Annotated in this window: 18 protein-coding genes; 7 read left to right on the top strand and 11 right to left on the bottom strand. The window is 70.3% G+C overall.

Going from position 1 to position 17,918, the window contains the following annotated elements; translation table 11 throughout:
- Window positions 1–5 precede the first annotated feature (5 nt).
- From ABZS64_RS32660 to ABZS64_RS32635, 6 genes are all read right to left on the bottom strand, one after another.
- A complete protein-coding gene (locus tag ABZS64_RS32660) occupies window positions 6–1,457 on the bottom strand; it encodes a penicillin-binding protein 2 (protein WP_355837522.1) in 1,452 nt (483 codons plus the stop codon).
- A 93-nt stretch (window positions 1,458–1,550) separates the two neighbouring features.
- The gene (locus ABZS64_RS32655; protein ID WP_355837580.1) at window positions 1,551–2,198 is read right to left on the bottom strand and encodes a response regulator transcription factor; all 648 of its coding nucleotides are present in this window, start codon (window positions 2,196–2,198) and stop codon (window positions 1,551–1,553) included.
- A 5-nt stretch (window positions 2,199–2,203) separates the two neighbouring features.
- Window positions 2,204–3,418, bottom strand: a complete 1,215-nt coding sequence (locus ABZS64_RS32650; RefSeq protein ID WP_355837578.1) for a histidine kinase — start codon at window positions 3,416–3,418, stop codon at window positions 2,204–2,206.
- Window positions 3,419–3,456: 38 nt separating this feature from the next.
- Window positions 3,457–4,491: a hypothetical protein gene (locus ABZS64_RS32645; RefSeq protein WP_355837520.1), complete on the bottom strand. Its 1,035-nt coding sequence runs from the start codon at window positions 4,489–4,491 to the stop codon at window positions 3,457–3,459.
- A 79-nt stretch (window positions 4,492–4,570) separates the two neighbouring features.
- Window positions 4,571–5,041: a GNAT family N-acetyltransferase gene (locus tag ABZS64_RS32640; protein WP_355837576.1), complete on the bottom strand. Its 471-nt coding sequence runs from the start codon at window positions 5,039–5,041 to the stop codon at window positions 4,571–4,573.
- A gap of 6 nt (window positions 5,042–5,047) precedes the next feature.
- The gene (locus tag ABZS64_RS32635; protein ID WP_355837518.1) at window positions 5,048–5,818 is read right to left on the bottom strand and encodes an IclR family transcriptional regulator; all 771 of its coding nucleotides are present in this window, start codon (window positions 5,816–5,818) and stop codon (window positions 5,048–5,050) included.
- Between the two features lie 131 nt (window positions 5,819–5,949).
- Here ABZS64_RS32635 and ABZS64_RS32630 point away from each other — a divergent pair, with 131 nt between their 5' ends.
- The 4 genes from ABZS64_RS32630 (at window position 5,950) to ABZS64_RS32615 (ending at window position 10,172) form a co-directional block, all read left to right on the top strand.
- Window positions 5,950–7,488: an aldehyde dehydrogenase (NADP(+)) gene (locus ABZS64_RS32630; protein WP_355837516.1), complete on the top strand. Its 1,539-nt coding sequence runs from the start codon at window positions 5,950–5,952 to the stop codon at window positions 7,486–7,488.
- Between the two features lie 5 nt (window positions 7,489–7,493).
- Complete coding sequence (locus tag ABZS64_RS32625) at window positions 7,494–8,108, top strand: DUF1349 domain-containing protein (protein ID WP_355837514.1); 615 nt, start codon at window positions 7,494–7,496, stop codon at window positions 8,106–8,108.
- A gap of 228 nt (window positions 8,109–8,336) precedes the next feature.
- Complete coding sequence (locus tag ABZS64_RS32620) at window positions 8,337–9,056, top strand: DsbA family oxidoreductase (protein ID WP_355837574.1); 720 nt, start codon at window positions 8,337–8,339, stop codon at window positions 9,054–9,056.
- A gap of 69 nt (window positions 9,057–9,125) precedes the next feature.
- Window positions 9,126–10,172 (top strand): aminotransferase class V-fold PLP-dependent enzyme, encoded by a 1,047-nt coding sequence (locus ABZS64_RS32615; protein WP_355837512.1) that lies wholly within the window; start codon window positions 9,126–9,128, stop codon window positions 10,170–10,172.
- Here the strand turns inward: ABZS64_RS32615 and ABZS64_RS32610 are convergent.
- Window positions 10,121–10,669, bottom strand: coding sequence for a MarR family winged helix-turn-helix transcriptional regulator (locus ABZS64_RS32610; RefSeq protein WP_355837510.1), 549 nt, complete (start codon window positions 10,667–10,669; stop codon window positions 10,121–10,123). The two genes, ABZS64_RS32615 and ABZS64_RS32610, sit on opposite strands and share 52 nt — an antisense overlap.
- 136 nt (window positions 10,670–10,805) lie before the next feature.
- Here ABZS64_RS32610 and ABZS64_RS32605 point away from each other — a divergent pair, with 136 nt between their 5' ends.
- Complete coding sequence (locus tag ABZS64_RS32605; RefSeq protein WP_355837508.1) at window positions 10,806–11,885, top strand: alkene reductase; 1,080 nt, start codon at window positions 10,806–10,808, stop codon at window positions 11,883–11,885.
- A gap of 60 nt (window positions 11,886–11,945) precedes the next feature.
- On the opposite strand, the gene thpD is transcribed toward ABZS64_RS32605, so the two are convergent.
- The 4 genes from thpD to ectA are packed head-to-tail and all read right to left on the bottom strand — an operon-like array spanning window position 11,946 to window position 15,106.
- Window positions 11,946–12,842 (bottom strand): ectoine hydroxylase, encoded by an 897-nt coding sequence (thpD, locus tag ABZS64_RS32600; RefSeq protein WP_355837507.1) that lies wholly within the window; start codon window positions 12,840–12,842, stop codon window positions 11,946–11,948.
- A 3-nt stretch (window positions 12,843–12,845) separates the two neighbouring features.
- The gene (locus ABZS64_RS32595) at window positions 12,846–13,250 is read right to left on the bottom strand and encodes an ectoine synthase (RefSeq protein ID WP_355837505.1); all 405 of its coding nucleotides are present in this window, start codon (window positions 13,248–13,250) and stop codon (window positions 12,846–12,848) included.
- A 28-nt stretch (window positions 13,251–13,278) separates the two neighbouring features.
- Window positions 13,279–14,547 (bottom strand): diaminobutyrate--2-oxoglutarate transaminase, encoded by a 1,269-nt coding sequence (ectB, locus tag ABZS64_RS32590; RefSeq protein WP_355837503.1) that lies wholly within the window; start codon window positions 14,545–14,547, stop codon window positions 13,279–13,281.
- A 22-nt stretch (window positions 14,548–14,569) separates the two neighbouring features.
- The gene (ectA, locus tag ABZS64_RS32585; RefSeq protein WP_355837501.1) at window positions 14,570–15,106 is read right to left on the bottom strand and encodes a diaminobutyrate acetyltransferase; all 537 of its coding nucleotides are present in this window, start codon (window positions 15,104–15,106) and stop codon (window positions 14,570–14,572) included.
- Between the two features lie 387 nt (window positions 15,107–15,493).
- Between ectA and ABZS64_RS32580 the strand changes: the two genes are divergently transcribed.
- Both ABZS64_RS32580 and ABZS64_RS32575 read left to right on the top strand, forming a co-directional pair.
- Window positions 15,494–16,579 carry an amidohydrolase family protein gene (locus ABZS64_RS32580; RefSeq protein ID WP_355837499.1) on the top strand — a complete coding sequence of 362 codons (1,086 nt, stop codon included), beginning with the start codon at window positions 15,494–15,496 and terminating at the stop codon, window positions 16,577–16,579.
- Window positions 16,580–16,897: 318 nt separating this feature from the next.
- Window positions 16,898–17,818 (top strand): SCO1860 family LAETG-anchored protein, encoded by a 921-nt coding sequence (locus ABZS64_RS32575; RefSeq protein WP_355837497.1) that lies wholly within the window; start codon window positions 16,898–16,900, stop codon window positions 17,816–17,818.
- Window positions 17,819–17,918: the final 100 nt, after the last annotated feature.

The following is a 17,918-nucleotide window of genomic DNA, read 5'->3' as shown; positions in this document are numbered from 1 at the left end:
GGGCGTCACGACTTCAGAGCCGCGGCCATCATCTTCTGGGCGATGGGCGCGGCAAGACCGTTGCCGCTGACCTCGGAGCGGGCAGCGCCCGAGTCCTCGATCATGACGGCGACCGCGACCTCCTTGCCGCTGCTGGAGTCCTTGGCGTGGGAGGTGAACCAGGCGTACGGCGTCTTGCTGTTGTTCTCGCCGTGCTGGGCGGTACCGGTCTTGCCGCCCACCTCCGCGCCGTCGACCTTGGCATTGGTCCCGGTGCCCTCCTCCACCACCGTCACCATCGCGCTGCGCAGCTGCTCGGCGGTCGACGAGGAGACGATCCGCTTCGATCCGGCGTCCTCGTACGACTGAAGCGTGTTGCCGTCCGCGTCCACGACCTTGGAGACCATGTGCGGCGCCTGCATGACGCCGTCGTCGGCGATCGCCGCCGAGACCATGGCCATCTGCATCGGGGTCGCGGTCACATCGAACTGGCCGATGCCGCTGTAGGCGGTCGAGGGCTTGTCCATCCCGGTCGGATACACACTCGGCAGGGCCCGCACCGGGGAGTCCTGCTTCGTGTCGTTGAAGCCGAACTTCTCCGCCATCGCCCGGACCTTGTCCTGGCCGAGGTCGACCGCCAGCTTCCCGAAGACGTTGTTGCAGGAGTACTGCAGCGCGGTGCGCAGGGTCGCGTTCTCGCAGGGTGCGGACTTGTTCTCGTTCTCCAGGACCCGGGACGTGCCGGGCGGGGTGTACGGATCGGGGCTGTCCGTCCTGGTGTCCACAGACGCGTACAGCCCGTCCTCCAGTGCCGCCGCCGCGACCACCAGCTTGAAGGTCGAGCCGGGCGGCAGCGGCTGTCGCAGCGCCCGGTTGACCAGAGGCTTGTCCTTGTCGGCCAGCAGCTTCTTCCACGCGTCGCCGTCCGTCGTCCCGCTGATCTTCGACGGGTCGTACGCGGGAGTGCTGACCATCCCCAGGATCTCCCCGGTCTTCGGGTCGATGGCGACGGCCGCGCCCTTGGTGTCGCCGAGCGCCTCGTAGCCCGCCTTCTGGACGGCCGGGTCGACGGTGGTGAGCACGTCACCGGGCTCCTGCTGCTTGCCGGTGAGCGCGTCGACCGGATTCTTCAGACGGCTGTCGGTGCCGTCGAGGACATGGCTGTAGATGCCCTCGAGCTGGGTCGCGCCGTACGCCTGCGAGCTGTAGCCGGTGACCGCGGCGTAGAGCGAGCCGTCGGTGTAGGTGCGTTTGTAGGCGAGGTCGCCGCCCTCCGTCTTCTTCGAGCCCGTGACCGGTGACCCGGCCACGATTATGTCGCCCAGCGGATGCGCGTACTGCGCGATGGTCTTCCGCCGGTTGTGTTCGTCGTCCGCGAGAGCCCGGGCTTCGTACGCCTGCACCCAGGTCGCCCGTATCAGCAGGGCGAGCACCAGCAGCAGCGAGAAGACCGCGGCGTTCCTGATCGTCTTGTTCATCCCATGAGAGGGACGAGCGAGCGGGCCGTGCCGTTCCGGTCCGCCGGGCTTCTCAGAGAATCCTCATCCGCGCTCCGTGCCCGCCGTCGGGCCTCAGCCCGGCGAGATGAACCCCGACTCGTACGCCGCGATCACCGCCTGCGTACGGTCCCTGGCGCCGGTCTTCGCCAGGACCGAGGCCACATGGGTCTTGGTCGTCGCGTGCCCGACGCCCATCCGCCCGGCGATCTCCGCGTTCGTCAGCCCCGTCGCCATCAGCCGCAGCACCTCTGCCTCGCGCTCGGTCAGCCGGGCCGCCCACGGCGGGGGAGCAGCGGGCCGGCGGCTGCCGTACTCGGCGGCCAGCGAGCGCACGGCGGCCGGGAAGAGCAGCGAGTCGCTGCGGGCCACAAGACGGACCGCCTGGACGAGCTCCTCGGCCGCGGCGCGCTTGAGCAAGAAGCCCGCGGCTCCGGCGCGCAGCGCCTCGTACACATAGGAGTCGTTCTCGAAGGTCGTCACCACCACGATCCGCGGCGGCCCGTCGAGCGTGCCAAGGATCTGCTCGGTGGCCCGGATGCCGTCGATCTCCGGCATCCGCACATCCATCAGGACCACGTCGGGGCGCAGCTCACGCACCACCGACACCGCCTCCGCGCCGGTCGACGCCTCGCCGATCACCTCAAGATCGTGCTCGGCGTCGAGGATGACGCGCAGGGCCGTGCGGACCATGCGCTCGTCGTCCGCGAGGACGACCCGGATCGCGCTCACCGGCCACCGCCCAGGGGCAGCCGCGCCGACAGCCGCCACACCGCGCCCTGCGCTCCCGCCTGCGCCCGTCCGCCCAGCAGCGCGGCCCGCTCGGCGATGCCGCGCACTCCGCGGCCGCCTCCCGGACGGACCACCCGGGCCCTGTCGGGCAGCGGATTCTCCATCGTGATCTCCAACTCCTCGCCGCACAGGGCGATCCACAGGTTCACCGGGGACGCCCCGGCGTGGCGCAGGGCGTTGCTCAGCCCCTCCTGGACGATGCGGTATGCCTCGCGCGAGACGGGTGCGGGGACGGCGGCCAGGTCGCCGTCGGCGGTGAGCGACACCGGGACGCCGCTGCGGGCGAGCAGACCGTCCAGGGTGTCCAGGGTCGGCCCGGTGAGCCGGGCGGCGTTGTTGTCGTCGTCCTGGCGCAACAGGCCCAGTACGGAGTCGAGTTCGCCGACCGTACGCCGGGTGGTCTCCTCGATCGCGGCGAGTGCTTCCCGTACGAACTCCGGATCGCTGTCCAGGACCTTGCGGGCAGCGCCCGCCTGCAGGGTGACGGCGCTCAGGGCGTGGCCCACCGAGTCGTGCAGCTCGCGGGCGAGACGGTTGCGCTCGGCCAGTTCGGTGGCCCGGCGTTCGGCGGCCTCCAGCCGGTCCGCGGGCGTGGGTCCGAGCAGTACCGGGGCCTGGCGGGCCAGCAGCGCTCCGGCCGCCGCCGCGCAGGCGGCGAGCGCGGTCAGCATGGCGATCCCGGCGAACGGGGAGAGGGCCAGTGCCCAGGGGCGGTCGAGGTAGTCGGGGACCATGACCCAGTCCCGGAGCCCGGCGGAGAGCGGCAGCAGGATCAGCGTCACCGCGAACGGCGGCAGCGCCAGCGTGGCCCCGCTGATCAGCGCGCCGATCCCCACATGCAGCGTGAACCAGCCCGAGGTCCGCAGCCGCGCGGCCCGCGAGCGCGCCGGCCCCTCCGCGAAGCGCTCGGCGGGCACCCCGCACAGCGCCTTGGCCACGGCCACCGACAGTGGTCTGGCGAGCGGGAAGAGCGCGCTCACCGCGGCTATCGGCAGCGCTATGCCGTATGCGCCGAACTGCAGGGCGACGGAGTTGGTGAACATGCCCTGCGCCCCGACGACCGGGGCGACGATCACCGTGCCGACGAGCCAGTACGGCATCAACAGGGCGCCGCCCAGGATCAGATGGAGCCAGCGAAGCCTGGCCCGCATCCCGAACAGCGCCCGGCCGGACGCCGCGAGCTCTCTCTTCACGCGCCGCGCCGCCGCAGGAACGAGGCGGTCCCGGTGACGACGAGCAGACCGGCGATCATGCCCACAGAGTAGGTCAGAGTCATCAACCCCGATGCCCTCTCGCCTTCTTCACCCGTCGGCAGTACCGCGGCGATCAGCAGCCAGATGCCCCAGCAGCCCACCGCGCCCGAGCCCAGCCAGGCCATGGCCAGCGGAGCCTTCAGCGGCAGTGCCGGGGCCGGGCGGAAGGCGAGCAGCAGCACTCCGGCCACGGCGACGGCCACGAACAGGGCGCTGATCCCTTCGACCACGTAGAAGTCGGCCGTTCGCTGCTCGATCCGCGTCGCGGCGAGACCGGTCGTCGCACCGCAGGCCCACAGCAGGCGCATCGTGGCGGGGAAGAGCCCGAGCACGGCGGCGGCCACGGCGGTCACCTTCAGCGTCCGCCCGGTGGCGGCCCTGGGCAGGTCCCAGACCCGGCCCCGCCACACATGGCCCCAGCGCTGCCTTGCGTACAACACGAAGAGGGTTCCAAGGGCCAGGCCCTGGACGATGAAGCCCGTGTAGACGACCCCGAAGACCCACTCGTCCAGGAACGGCTCGTCCCCGGCCCCTGGGAACCGGTCTCCGGTGAAAGCGTGCGTCAGCAGCTGGACCGGGAAGCCGACCATGATCGGGGCGAGCAGACCGCCCGCGATCCAGATGGGCGTGGCCAGCAGCCAGGCGGGGACGCGGCGGCCCCATGCCTGGGTGAGCAGCAGCGCCAGCACGATGACGGAGCCGTCCATCAGGACGGTGACGCTGTTGGCCGCGGCCATCAGACCGCGGTGCTCGAGGAGCCCGCTGCCGTCGGGAATGCCGATCCTGCTGCCCGCGATCCAGGCGATCTTGAGCGAGAGATACGGAACGCAGGAGGCGATGGCGAGCGCCCGCAGCACCCGGTGTGCGGGGCCGTGCCGCTCGGGTGCGCCGCGAAGCCGGCGCTCGGGGGTGCGGGGGCCTGCCCCCGCCTTCGGGAACGGCCGGGACCGGGGAACACTGTGCGGGCTCATGCCGCTTACGCTCCCGGCTCCGCGAGCCGGGCACCTCCTGCGCTGCGACGATCCTTCTCCGCCGTGCGGCGGAGGGGCGTCAGCCCGCGAGGGTGAGGAGCACCTCGTCGGTCTCGCCGCCGCGGGCGTGCGCGTAGCCCCGGTCCCTGCCGGTGACGGTGAATCCGCACTTCTGAAGGACCCGGATCGAGCCCGCGTTGTCGGCTGCGGCGCGGGCGTGCAGCGGACGCTGCGGTACGAGTTCGATCAGCGCGCGCAGAGCGGCGGTGGCCACCCCGCGGCCCCAGTACGCGCGGTCGATGAAGTACGTGACCTCACGCTCCTCGGGCGGCCCGTACACCGCGGCGTGGCCGACCACCACACCGTCGGCGAGCACGGTCCGTGTGACGGCGTCCGAGGCGCGGATCCTCGCCCAGTGGGCGTCGAAGAGGGCCCGGTCGGCCGCGTTCTCACTGGTGAAAGCGGCCATCCGGTTCGACTCGGGGTCGTTCATGTGCCGGAAGAATTCCGGCACATCGCTGTCGACGACCTCGCGCAGGGCGATGAGCAGTGTCATTCAGAGTCTCCGGGTGGCGAGCGTGAGCCGGTCGCGGGCGTCGAAGAGCGCGTCCTTGATCATCTGCTCGTGGCCGGGGGTGAGCCGGGCCACTGGCACCGAGCAGCTGATCGCGTCGCGCGCCGGGGTGCGGTACGGGATCGCGATTCCGAAGCAGCGCAGCCCGAGGGTGTTCTCCTCGCGGTCCACCGCATAGCCCTGCTCGCGGATCAGATGCAGCTCCTCGATGAGCTTCTCGCGGTCCGTGATGGTGTGCTCGGTCAGCGAGGCCATGGTCTCGGGCAGCAGCTTGCGCACCTGCTCGTCGCTGTGGGTGGCGAGCAGCGCCTTGCCCAGCGAGGTGGAGTGGGCGGGCAGTCGGCGGCCGACGCGGGTGAAGGGGCGCAGATAGTGCTGCGACTGGCGGGTGGCGAGATAGACGACATTGGTGCCGTCGAGCCGAGCGAGGTGGATGGTCTCCGTGGTGTCGTCGGAGAGCCGGTCAAGGGTGGGGCGGGCGGCTGCCACGACCTCGTCGCCGTCGATGTAGGAGGTGCCGACAAGCAGCGCCCGTACGCCGATGCCGTACCGCGTGCCGGTCGCGTCGGTCTCCACCCAGCCGAGCTCCACCAGGGTGCGCAGCAGCATGTAGAGGCTGGACTTCGGGTAGCCGACGGCCTCCTGGACGGCGGCGAGGGAGTGCATGCCGGGGCGCCCGGCGAAGTACTCGAGCAATTCCACCGTCCGCACCGCGGACTTGACCTGTGCCCCACCGGAATCGGCAGTTGTCATTGCTCGTCGCCCCTTCTTGACCGCGCAGAACGCCCGGAAATAGAGTCCCCACACATTCATCATCAGGAACGCTGTTCAGAATACCGAACAAAACCCCTGATGGGTGGCAGTAGACCGGGAAGGAAGCCGCGGTGGCAGCAGCACCAGTCTGGAGTGTCGACCCCCGAACCGGGAACCCGCGTGAGCAGGTTGCGGTGGAGTCGACGGCCGAGGAGATCGACCGCGCGGTCCGTTCCGCACACGCCGCCCGCCCCGCGCTCGCCGACCGGAGTGTACGCGCGCTCCTGCTGCGCACCGCCGCCGACCTGCTCGACGAGGCGAGCGAGCACGTCATCGAGGCCGCCGACGCCGAGACCGCACTCGGCCCCACCCGCCTCACCGGTGAACTCGCCCGCACCACCGCCCAGTTGCGCGCCTTCGCCGACGCCGTCGACGAGGGCGCCTATCTCGACATCCACATCGACCACGCCGACGGCAGCCGTACGCCGCCCTGGCCGGACCTGCGCCGCTACAAGATCCCCCTGGGCGTCGTCGCCGTCTACGCCGCCAGCAACTTCCCGCTCGCCTTCTCCGTGCCCGGCGGCGACACCGCCAGCGCTCTCGCGGCCGGCTGCCCGGTCGTCGTCAAGGCGCACCCCGACCACCCCGGCACCTCCGAACTGTGTGCGTCCGTCCTGCGCAGGGCCGCCCATCGCGTCGGCCTGCCCGAGGACATCGTGGTCCTGGTGCACGGCTTCGAGGCGGGCGTCGAGCTGGTACGGCACCCGCTGGTCGCGGCCGCCGGCTTCACCGGATCCGTACGCGGCGGGCGTGCCCTCTTCGACGCCGCGGCCGCACGGCCCGCGCCCATCCCCTTCCACGGCGAACTCGGATCCCTCAACCCCGTCGTGGTCACCGAGGCGGCGGCCGGGGAGCACGCCGAACAGCTCGGCGCCGGGCTCGCGGGCTCGATGACCCTGGGGGAGGGCCAGTTCTGCACCAAGCCCGGCTTCGTCCTGGCCCCCGCGGGTGACGCGGGCGACCGGCTGCTGAAGTCCCTGACGGCCGCCGTCAGCGAGACCGAGCCCGGCGTGATGCTCGACCACCGGATGCGCTCGGCCTTCGTCGACGGCGTACGGGAGAGGGCCGCACTGCCGGACGTGGAGGCCCCCATCACGCCCGGCGCGGGCGGCGAGCACACCGTCAGCGCGGGCTTCCTGTCCGTACCGGCCAGGCTGCTGGCCGCCGAAGGCCCGCACGACCTGCTGCTCGAAGAGTGCTTCGGCCCGGTCACCGTCGTCGCGCGCTACGCGTCCGAAGCCGAGGTCACCGCGGTCCTCGGCCGCCTGCCCGGCAATCTCACCGCCACCCTCCACCTCTCCGAGGGTGAGGCCGCGGGCGAGGGCCGGGGAGCCGAGCTGCTCGCCGAACTCACCCCGCTCGCGGGCCGCGTCCTGGTCGGCGGCTGGCCCACCGGCGTCGCGGTGGCCCCCGCCCAGCACCACGGCGGCCCCTACCCGGCCACCACCTCCACCTCCACCTCGGTCGGTGCCACGGCGATCGAGCGCTGGCTGCGCCCGGTCACGTACCAGACGACGCCCGAGGCACTGCTGCCGCCCGAGCTGCGCGACGACAACCCGCTCGGTCTGCCGCGTCGGGTGGACGGCCGCCAGGAGACTCCGGGAAGCTGAGCGCTGTGAGCGACCAGATCGAACTGCCCGAACTCCCCTTCCCGTTGCGCCCGTACGGCCCCGATGCCAACTGGTCGTACGAGAAGGGCGCGCTGACCGGCTGGGCCGGCGCCCGGCAGGACCGTTTCGTCCCGCCCACGGGCGATTCGCTGGAACCCGCCTCCGACACTCCGCGCCTGCTCGGTGCGCCGGAGGGCGACTTCCAGCTCATCGCGCGGGTCACCGTCGGCTTCGCCGCGGCCTTCGACGCAGGCGTGCTCTATCTGCACGTCGGCGAACAGGAGTGGGCCAAGCTCTGCCTGGAGCTCTCCCCGGACAAGCCCACCATCTGCACGGTCGTCACCCGCGGCCACTCCGACGACGCCAACTCCTTCGAGGTGGACGGCGACAGCGCATGGCTGCGGATCAGCCGCACCGGCAAGGCGTTCGCCTTCCACGCGTCGACGGACGGCGAGCGGTGGACGTTCGTACGGATCTTCGCCCTGGGAACCGAGGAGCAGGCCGGGGCCGCGCTCGTCGGCTTTCTGGCGCAGTCCCCGGTGGGCGAGGGCTGTGTGGTGACGTTCGACGGGATCGAGTTCCGGGCGGGCTGGCCCGAAGGGCTGCGCGACGGCAGCTGAGGATCACCCGTGCATCAGCTGAGGATCACAGGGCGCACCAGCGGGCTCCTCATCGGCTGAGCCGAAGCCGGGCCGTCGCCGCCGCGGTGAGCGCCGACAGGACAGCACTGACCTGACCTCCGGGCGCTCCGCCACCGCGGGAATGAGCCGGTCCCGCAGCGCGTTGACCTCGCAGCGGAGGATGCCTCCGCACAGCCCTGCCCCCGCACGACCCTGGAGAGAATGAGCATGCGCGTCGAGATCTGGAGCGATATCGCCTGTCCCTGGTGCTACATCGGGAAGGCCCGCTTCGAGAAGGGGCTCGCGGCCTTCGCCCATCGCGACGAGATCGAGCTCGTGCACCGCTCCTTCGAGCTCGACCCGAGCCGCGCGAAGGGCGAGACGGGCCCGGTGGTCCCCATGCTGGCGAAGAAGTACGGGCGCACCATCGAGGAAGCCCAGGCGATGGAGGAGCACGTCGCCTCCAACGCGCGCTCCGAGGGGCTCGACTACCGCACCGAGGGCCGTGACCACGGCAATACCTTCGACATCCACCGGCTGCTGCACCTGGCCAAGGCCCGCGGCCGCCAGGACGAGCTGCTGGACCTCGCCTACCGGGCGAACTTCGCCGAGGAGCGTTCCGTCTTCGACCCCGAGATCCTGGTGGACCTCGCGGTCGAGGCGGGTCTGGACGCGGACGAGGCCCGGGCGGTCCTGGCGGACGAGGACGCCTACGCCGACGACGTACGGGCGGATGAGCGCGAGGCCGCCGAGCTGGGAGCGACCGGCGTGCCGTTCTTCGTGCTCGACCGCCGCTACGGGGTCTCGGGCGGCCAGCCCGCCGAGGTCTTCACCCAGGCGCTGGAGCAGGCGTGGCAGGGCCGGGCCATCACCCCGATCGGCACGGACTCGGCGGCCTGCGACGCGGACGGTTCCTGCGAGGTTCCGCAGGCCGGGGCCCATGCTTAGGCGTTACTGAGCGGTGTCCCTCAACGATTCGCGATTGACCTGCGGTTGAAGGCACCGCAGGGTGATCTCATGGAGAGCCTGGGTGGCGCCGAATTCGCGCCGGAGATGACCTATCTGAACACCTCCAGCTGCGGGCTGCTGCCGCGCCGGACCGTCGCGGCCGTGAGGTTGCTGGCCGACGAGCTCGCCGCCGGGCGTCCCGGAGGGGCAGGCGAGTGGTCCGCGGTGACCGCCGCCCGCCAGTCCTTCGCCCGGCTGAGCGGTGTGGACGAGGGGCGGGTGGCCGTCGGCGGTTCGGTCTCCGTGCACGTCGGACTGATCGCGTCCTCGCTGCACCCCGGTGCGGAAGTCCTCTTCCCGGAGGGGGAGTACGCCTCGGTCATCACGCCCTTCCTCGTGCGCGGCGATCTCAAGCTCCGGTACGCCCCGCTGGAGCATCTGGCCGACGCGGTGGGTCCGCAGACCTCACTGGTGGCGTTCTCCTCGGTGCAGTCCTCGGACGGCCGGATCGCGGACCTGTCTGCCGTCCGGGCCGCGGCCCTCGCGCACGGCGCCCGGACGCTCGTCGACGCCAGTCAGTCGGCGGGCTGGCTGCCGCTGGACGCTGCCGCCTGGGACCTCACCGTCACCGGCGGCTTCAAGTATCTGCTCTGCCCGCGCGGTGTCTCGTTCCTCACGATGACCGAGGAGGCCCAGGCAACCCTGGTGCCGATCCACGCCGGGACCTTCGCCGCCGAGGATCTGTGGGGCACCACCTACGGGCCGATCGAGGAACTGGCACGCTCGGCCCGCCGGTTCGACGAACCGCCCGCCTTCCTCTCGTACCACGGGGCCAAGGAGTCGCTCGCGCTCCTCGAAGAGACCGGCATCGACGCCGTGCACGCGCATGACACGGCGCTGGCCCGGCGGTTCAGGGCAGGACTGACGGAACTCGGGCACCGGCCGGTGCCCGGCGACTCGGCCATCGTCGCCGTGCCGGGGCTCGGCCACCGGGTTCCAGGTCTTGCCGATGCGGGAGTGGTCGTCTCGGAGCGGGCGGGCAATCTCCGCGCCGCCTTCCATCTCTACAACACGGCCGCCGAGGTGGACCGGGTGCTCGACGTGCTGTCCGGCTGAGACCGGCCCGGGCACTCCGCGGTCTGGAAGCAGAGGTTCTCCTCGACCTTCCCGAGCAGCCGGGTCAGTTCACGACGCTCGTCGGGGTCGAGCCCGGCGAGCGTGTACTCCTCCAGATTCGCCCAGGCCGCCTCCACCGCGGAGTGCAGGGCGCAGCTCTCCTCCGTCGCCTCGACGAGCACCGCGCGCCGGTCGCCGGGGTCGGGGCGGCGGCGGACGTGTCCTGCCTGTTCCAGCCGCTGGAGCATCTTCGTCACGGTGGACGGGTCCAGGTCGACGGCCTTGATCAGCTCCGACTGGCGCACCGCGCCCGCGTCCCACAGATGCATCATCACGAGCTCCTGCCCCGGGTAGAGCCCGGCTCCGCGCAGCAGCTTGCCCGCCGCCATGCGGTGCAGCCGGGCGACGCGGGAGAAGGCGAGGCTGACGGGTCCGCCGAGCGCGGCGGTCGGCAGCGACTCGGTACAGACGGGATCGGCCGCGGTCTCGGGCGTCATCGGGGCCTCCTCGGCAGGGGTGCGACTGTCTCGTGGACAGTGTCTCCAAGAATTTTACCTTGGTCGGCCAATTAATGGTCTACAGTGGCACTCGGCGCAAATGCTTGGCCGACCATATAACTCTCTGGGAGCACCCATGACCACCGCGTTCGACCCCATCGAACTGTCCGGCACACAGCTCGCGAACCGCATCGCCATGGCGCCGATGACCCGCAGCCGCGCCTACGGCGACGGCCTCACCGTGACCGAGTCCACCGTCGAGTACTACAGCCAGCGCGCCTCGGCCGGACTGATCGTCACCGAGGGCATTCAGCCCTCCGTCCTCGGCCAGGGATACCCGAACACTCCGGGCCTGCACAGTGAGGACCAGGTCGCCGCCTGGCGCAAGGTCACCGACGCCGTGCACGCCAAGGGCGGCAAGATCTTCGCCCAGATCATGCACGCCGGACGCATCGGCCACCCGGTGCTCTGGCCGGACCAGGAACTGGTCAGCGTGGCCCCCTCGGCCGTCGCCCCCGCGGGGCAGCTCTACACGCACGAGGGACCCAAGGACTTCATCGCCCCGCGCGAGCTGGGCGCCGACGAAATCCCGGGCATCATCGCCGAGTTCGTCGAGGCGGCCCGCAACGCCGTCGCCGCCGGCTTCGACGGCGTCGAACTGCACGGCGCCAACGGCTACCTCATCCACCAGTTCCTCGCCCCCAACACCAACCTGCGCACCGACGAGTGGGGCGGCTCCGTCGAGAACCGCATCCGCTTCGCCGTCGAGGTGACCAAGGCTGTGGCCGAGGCGATCGGCCCCGAGCGGACCGGACTGCGCGTCTCTCCCGGCAACGCCTACAACGACATCGCCGAAACCGACACCGAAGCGGTCTACCCCGCGCTGATCAACGAGATCGAGCCCCTGGGCATCGGCTATCTGCACATCGTCGAGATGGCCCCGGGGTACCGGGAGGTCACGCTCGAGCTGCGCAAGCGGTTCAGCGGCACCCTGATCCTCAACCCGGTTACCGAGGGCCCGACCGACCACGCGGCGCTCGGCCTGATCGAGGACGGGATCGCGGACATCCTCGCTTTCGGCGCGCTGTTCCTGGCCAACCCGGACCTGCCGGTCAGGCTCAAGGCCGAAGGCCCGTACAACACCCCGGACACGGCATCCTTCTTCGGCGGTGACGACAAGGGCTACATCGACTACCCCACGCTGAGCGCGAACTGAGCGCACACGGAAAGGGGGCGGGGCCGGTCCACCGGACCGGCCCCGCCCCCTTTCGCGCCCTCAGCGCACCGGCGTGAAGTCCCGCGCCCCGATGAAGTCCGGCCGCGGCACAGGCGCCGCGAAGGGCTTCACCGCAGCGTTCTCCACGCTGTTGAAGACGATGAAGACATTGCTGCGCGGATACGGGGTGATGTTGTCCCCGGAGCCGTGCATGCAGTTGCAGTCGAACCAGGTCGCGGACCCGGCCCTGCCGGTGAAGAGCCGGATGCCGTGCCGGTCTGCGAACCGGGTCAGCGCCCCGTCCGACGGGGTGCCGGCGTCCTGCATCTGCAGCGACTTCTTGTAGTTGTCCTTCGGCGTCTCACCCGAGCAGCCCAGGAACGTCTTGTGCGATCCAGGCATGATCATCAGGCCGCCGTTGGTGTCGCGGTTCTCGGTCAGCGCGATCGAGACCGAGACGGTCCGCATGTTCGGCAGTCCGTCCTCGGCGTGCCAGGTCTCGAAGTCCGAGTGCCAGTAGAAGCCCGAGGCGCCGAAGCCCGGCTTCACATTGATCCGGGACTGGTGGACATACACATCGGAACCGAGGATCTGCCGGGCCCGGCCCACCACCCGCTCGTCGCGCACCAGCGAGGCGAACACCTCGCTGAGCTTGTGGACCTCGAAGACCGAGCGGACGTCCTGGGACTTCGGCTCGATGATCGAGCGCTCGTCGGCCCGTACGGCGGGGTCGGCGATCAGCCGGTCCAACTCGGAGCGGTAGAGCGCGACCTCGTCCTGCGTGATGAGCTCGTCGACGGTGAGGAAGCCGTCGCGCTCGAAGCCCATCAGCGCGGACGGGACGATCGGCCCCGGCGCGCCGGGCGAGGACCAGACGACCGGGTCCTGGCGCGGGGTCGTCACCTCGCCCACGCCACGGGTCGGGTACAGGTCGGCGCGTACAGCGGCGGTGGTCATCTCTCAGCCCTCCTCGGACTCGGTCAGCAGGGGGTAGACGCCGTTCTCGTCGTGGTCCTCCCGTCCGGTGACGGGCGGGTTGAAGACGCAGACACAGCGGAAGTCGGTCTTGGGACGCATGGTGTGACGCTCATGGCCGTCCAGCAGATACATCGTGCCGGGCTCGATCCAGTGGGTCTCGCCGGTCTCGTCGTTGGTGAGCTCGGCCTCGCCCTGCACGCAGAGCACGGCCTCGATGTGGTTCGCGTACCACATCGACGTCTCCGTACCCGCGTACAGCGTGGTCTCGTGGAGCGAGAAGCCGACCCTCTCCTTGGCGAGCACGATGCGCTTGCTCTCCCAGGTGCCGGACGCGGCCTTCACATGGCGCTCGGTGTTCTCGATGTCCTTGAACGATCGGACGATCACGGTGAGTTGCTGCCTTTCTGTTCTGTGGTTAAGCCGTCTCGCGGATGCTGCGGGCCAGGATGCGCAGGCCCTCGTCGAGCTCTTCGGGCGAGACCGTGAGCGCGGGCAGCAGTTTGACCACTTCGCTCTCCGGGCCCGAGGTCTCGAGCAGCAGCCCCAGCTCGAAGGCGCGGGCGCACACGGCCGAGGCGCGCGACTTGTCCTCGAACTCCAGGCCCCACACCAGGCCGCGGCCGCGGAAGCTCACGCCGGGCTCCGCGCACTCGCCCACGATGGCCAGCAGCGCCTGCTCGACCTGCTGGCCGCGCTCGAGGGTCTGCTTCTCCATCTGGCCGTCGGCCCAGTAGGTCTCCAGCGCTGCGGCGGCGGTGACGAAGGCCGGGTTGTTGCCGCGGAAGGTGCCGTTGTGCTCGCCCGGCTCCCAGATGTCCAGCTCCGGCTTGAACAGGCAGAGGGACATGGGCAGTCCATAGCCGCTGATGGACTTCGACAGGGTGACGATGTCCGGCGTGATGCCCGCCTCCTCGAAGGAGAAGAAGCCGCCGGTACGGCCGCAGCCCATCTGGATGTCGTCGACGATCAGCAGCATGTCCTGGCGGTGGCACAGGTCCTGGAGCGCGCGCAGCCACTCGGGGCGGGCGACATTGATGCCGCCCTCGCCCTGCACGGTCTCGACGATGACGGCGGCGGGCTTGTTGAGCCCGGAGCCCTGGTCCTCCAGCAGACGCTCGAACCAGAGGAAGTCCGGGACCTGGCCGTCGAAGTAGTTGTCGAACGGCATGGGCGTGCCGTGCACCAGCGGGATGCCGGCACCGGCCCGCTTGAAGGCGTTGCCGGTGACGGCGAGTGAGCCGAGCGACATGCCGTGGAAGGCGTTGGTGAAGGAGACGACGGACTCGCGCCCCTTCACCTTGCGGGCCAGCTTGAGCGCCGACTCGACCGCGTTGGTGCCGGTCGGGCCGGGGAACATGACCTTGTACGGCAGGTCGCGCGGCCGCAGAACCACGTTCTGGAACGACTCCAGGAAGGCGCGCTTGGCCGTGGTGGCCATGTCCAGGCCGTGGGTGATGCCGTCGCGCTCGATGTAGTCGATCAGCGCGCGTTTCAGCACCGGGTTGTTGTGCCCGTAGTTGAGTGATCCGGCGCCGGCGAAGAAGTCGAGGTAGGTGTGGCCGTCCTCGTCGTGGAGGTAGCTGCCCTGCGCACGGTCGAACACTGCGGGCCAGCCGCGGCAGTAGCTGCGCACCTCCGACTCCAGTGTCTCGAAGACGCTCAGGGCGGGCGGGGTGATGGTCACAGCAGTCTCCAGATGTGGGGGGTCAGGCGGAGAAGGGGCCGATGCGGTACAGGACTTCCGGCTGGTGCGATCCCTCGGGGAACAGCCCGCCGTCGAAGAGGACTTCGCGCGACAGCTGCGCGCCGTGGCGCTTCGCGTACGAGGTGAACAGCCGGTCGGACGCGGTGTTGTCGGGGGTGATGGTCGTCTCGAACTCCCGCACCCCGCGCTCGCCGGTCACTCTGGCGGTCAGCGCGTCGAGCAGCACACCGGCCAGTCCCCGGCCGCGGTGCGCGTGGTCGACGGCGACCTGCCAGACGACAAGGGCCTCGGGGCAGTCGGGGCGTACATAGCCGGTGACGAAGGCGATGGGCTCGCCGTCGGCGCCGCGCGCCACCACGGAGGTGGCCGCGAAGTCCCGACACCACAGCAGGTAGCTGTACGAGGAGTTGAGGTCCAGGACCTCGGAGTCGCGGGCGATGCGCCAGATCGCGGCTCCGTCCTCCACTCGTGGGGTGTCGATCTCCGTGAATTCGCTTTGGGGGTTGGCTCGTACAAGGTCTTCTTGTGCGGCGGTCATGCCGAGGGAATTTACCGAGCTAATTCAGAAAATGCATTGAGGGAAGGGGTTGGGTGAAGCGGCTGACTGTGTTATCGCGCGTGCGCGGACGCCGTGGCCGACGGGTAGCGATTTCAGGTGTTTTGTCCTGCAAATAAGGGGTGAACCGGGCGCGCTTGTGGGGTCGGTCACATATCTGTAACCGTCGCGAGATCGGTCCGAATTACGGCCTTCGGTCCTGTCGAAACCTTGGCGTTTAGGATCGCGGAACGGGGGCAGACGAATACGGGAAGCTGCCCGAAATAAAGCAGATTCCTGAATTCTTGATTAACGCCGACTTTGCTGTCCGGAGAAATACTGTTCACTGCCGTTCTCGGGGCGGGGCCAGACGCCTCGTACAGTGCTCGTATGAGCGATCACGTGGTGCTGCATGTGAAGGGGCGGGTGCTCGTCGGGCCCGAGGAGGTGAGGGACGAGCTGTGGGTGGTCGACGGCCGGATCTCGTACGACAGGCCGCGTGCCGAGGCCGTCACCGTGAGCGGCTGGGTGCTGCCCGGACTGGTCGACGCGCACTGCCATGTCGGGCTCGACCACCATGGCGCGGTGGACGACGCCACCAGCGAGAAGCAGGCGCTCACCGACCGGGACGCGGGCACGCTGCTCATCCGCGACGCGGGATCCGCGGCCGACACCCGCTGGATCGACGACCGCGAGGACCTGCCGAAGATCATCCGAGCGGGCCGTCATATCGCGCGCACCCGCCGCTACATCCGCAACTTCGCCCATGAGATCGAGCCGGAGGACCTGGTCGCCTATGTCGCCCAGGAGGCCAGGCGCGGCGACGGCTGGGTCAAGCTCGTCGGCGACTGGATCGACCGGGACGCCGGGGACCTGACCGCCTGCTGGCCGCGGGACGTGGTCGAGGCGGCGATCGCGGAGGCGCACCGGCTGGGCGCCCGGGTGACCGCGCACTGCTTTGCCGAGGACTCGCTGCGGGATCTCGTCGAGGCGGGCATCGACTGCATCGAGCACGCCACAGGGCTCACCGAGGACACCATCCCGCTGTTCGCCGAGCGTGGCGTCGCCATCGTGCCGACCCTCGTCAACATCGCCACGTTCCCGGACCTCGCGGCGGGCGCCGAGTCCAAGTTCCCGAAGTGGTCCGCCCATATGCGGAGGCTGCACGAGAGCCGATACGACACCGTGCGCGCGGCCTACGACGCGGGCATCCCGGTCTTCGTCGGCACGGACGCAGGCGGCTCACTGGCCCACGGTCTGGTGGCGGCGGAGGTGGCCGAGCTGGTGAAGGCGGGCATCCCGCCGGTCGAGGCGCTGTCGGCGACGGCCTGGGGTGCGCGTCAGTGGCTGGGCCGCCCGGTCCTCGAGGAGGGCGCACCGGCGGATCTGGTGGTGTACGACGAGGATCCGCGGGCGGACGTCAGGGCGCTGGCGGGGCCGCGCCGGGTGGTCCTCAACGGCAGGGTGATCGGCTGACGGACGCTGTCCCCGTGCTGATCGCCGTGTTGACCGAGCGTGACGCGGGGCGGGCGTCGTTCGTTGATCCCTTTTACGTGCGATCACGCGAAGTCGACCGGCGCACGACCCCTTCGCCGTGACGCGCGGGGCTCAGGGGAACGGACGTACCTCAAGAATCGAATATGGGCACGGAAACCCCACTTTGGGATGAACTCACGCCAGGTGTCTGTCAGTTCACTCTCAGTGCGTAAAGATTCCGGTGTCTCAAGTCGCCGCCGCACCACGAGTCCCCGTGGGGGCGGCCGACGCCGTGTCTCTTGTGGGGGTTCCACCACCTTGAACAGCAACACCCTCCGCATGCCCGCACGCCGCTGTGCCGCAGCGACGGCCGCCGCCGCGCTGGTCGCAGCACCCGTGGCCCTCGCCGCCCCGGCGCATGCCACCGGGGGCGGCGGCGAGGGCCGGGCGAGCGCCGTCGTCCTCCGTGCCGGGCTCGATGTCTCCCTGCTCAACAAGACCGTCAGCGTCCCGCTCAAAGCCGCACTCAACGAGGTCCAGGCGCCCGCGAGCGCCGAAAAGACCGCGCTGACCGTGCAGTTGGACGGGGTCGACCAGGGCAGGCCCCTCCAGCTGCTGCGCGCGGACGTGGCCACCGCCAAGGCGACGGCCGACCGGCACCGGGCCGAGGGGTACACCAACCTCGCGCGCGCCCGCGTTCATGTCCCCGGCCTTCCGCTGCTCTCGCTCATCGAGGTCGAGCAGGTCACGTCCAAGGCCGTCTGCGAGGCGGGCAGGCAGCCGGTCGCCTCGTCGAATCTGCTCGGCCACGTGACGGTGCTCGGCAAGAAGACCACGCTCTCCACCGGTGGCACCACGCGGGTCGAGGTGCCGGGGGTCGGCGAGGTCAGGCTCGATCTGTCGAAGACGCACACGACGTCGCGTACGGCCGCGGCGACGGCACTTCGGCTCAAGGTCTCGGTGAACCCGCTCAAGCTGAACGTCGCGGAGGTGACGGGGGTGGTCACGCTCGCGGAGGCGACGTGCGAGTCGCCGAAGGCACCGGTTGAGCCGAAGCCGTCCGCGAAGCCGAGCGGCGGGGTGAAGGCGCAGTCCGGCTCCGGCCCGTCGAAGGAGAACCTCGCGGAGACGGGGGGCGGTTCGGCCACGTCGTACGTCGCCGGGGGCGCGGCGATTCTGCTGGGGCTGGGGGGTGGGGCGATGATTCTGGCCCGCGCCAGGTCCCGCGCGCGGGACTGACACGGACCAGCTTCAACTGGCACCACTTCTACGAGCGGCTGGGCGGCGGGATCTTCCTCCAGTCGTTACGTGAAGAGATGATCAGGCGTTACGACTACGT

Origin of the sequence: Streptomyces sp. NPDC005408, from assembly GCF_040606445.1 — a bacterium.
Taxonomy (GTDB): Bacteria; Actinomycetota; Actinomycetes; order Streptomycetales; family Streptomycetaceae; genus Streptomyces.
The sequence above is the reverse complement of the archived record's forward strand: the minus strand, read 5'-3'. Positions and strand labels throughout refer to the sequence as shown.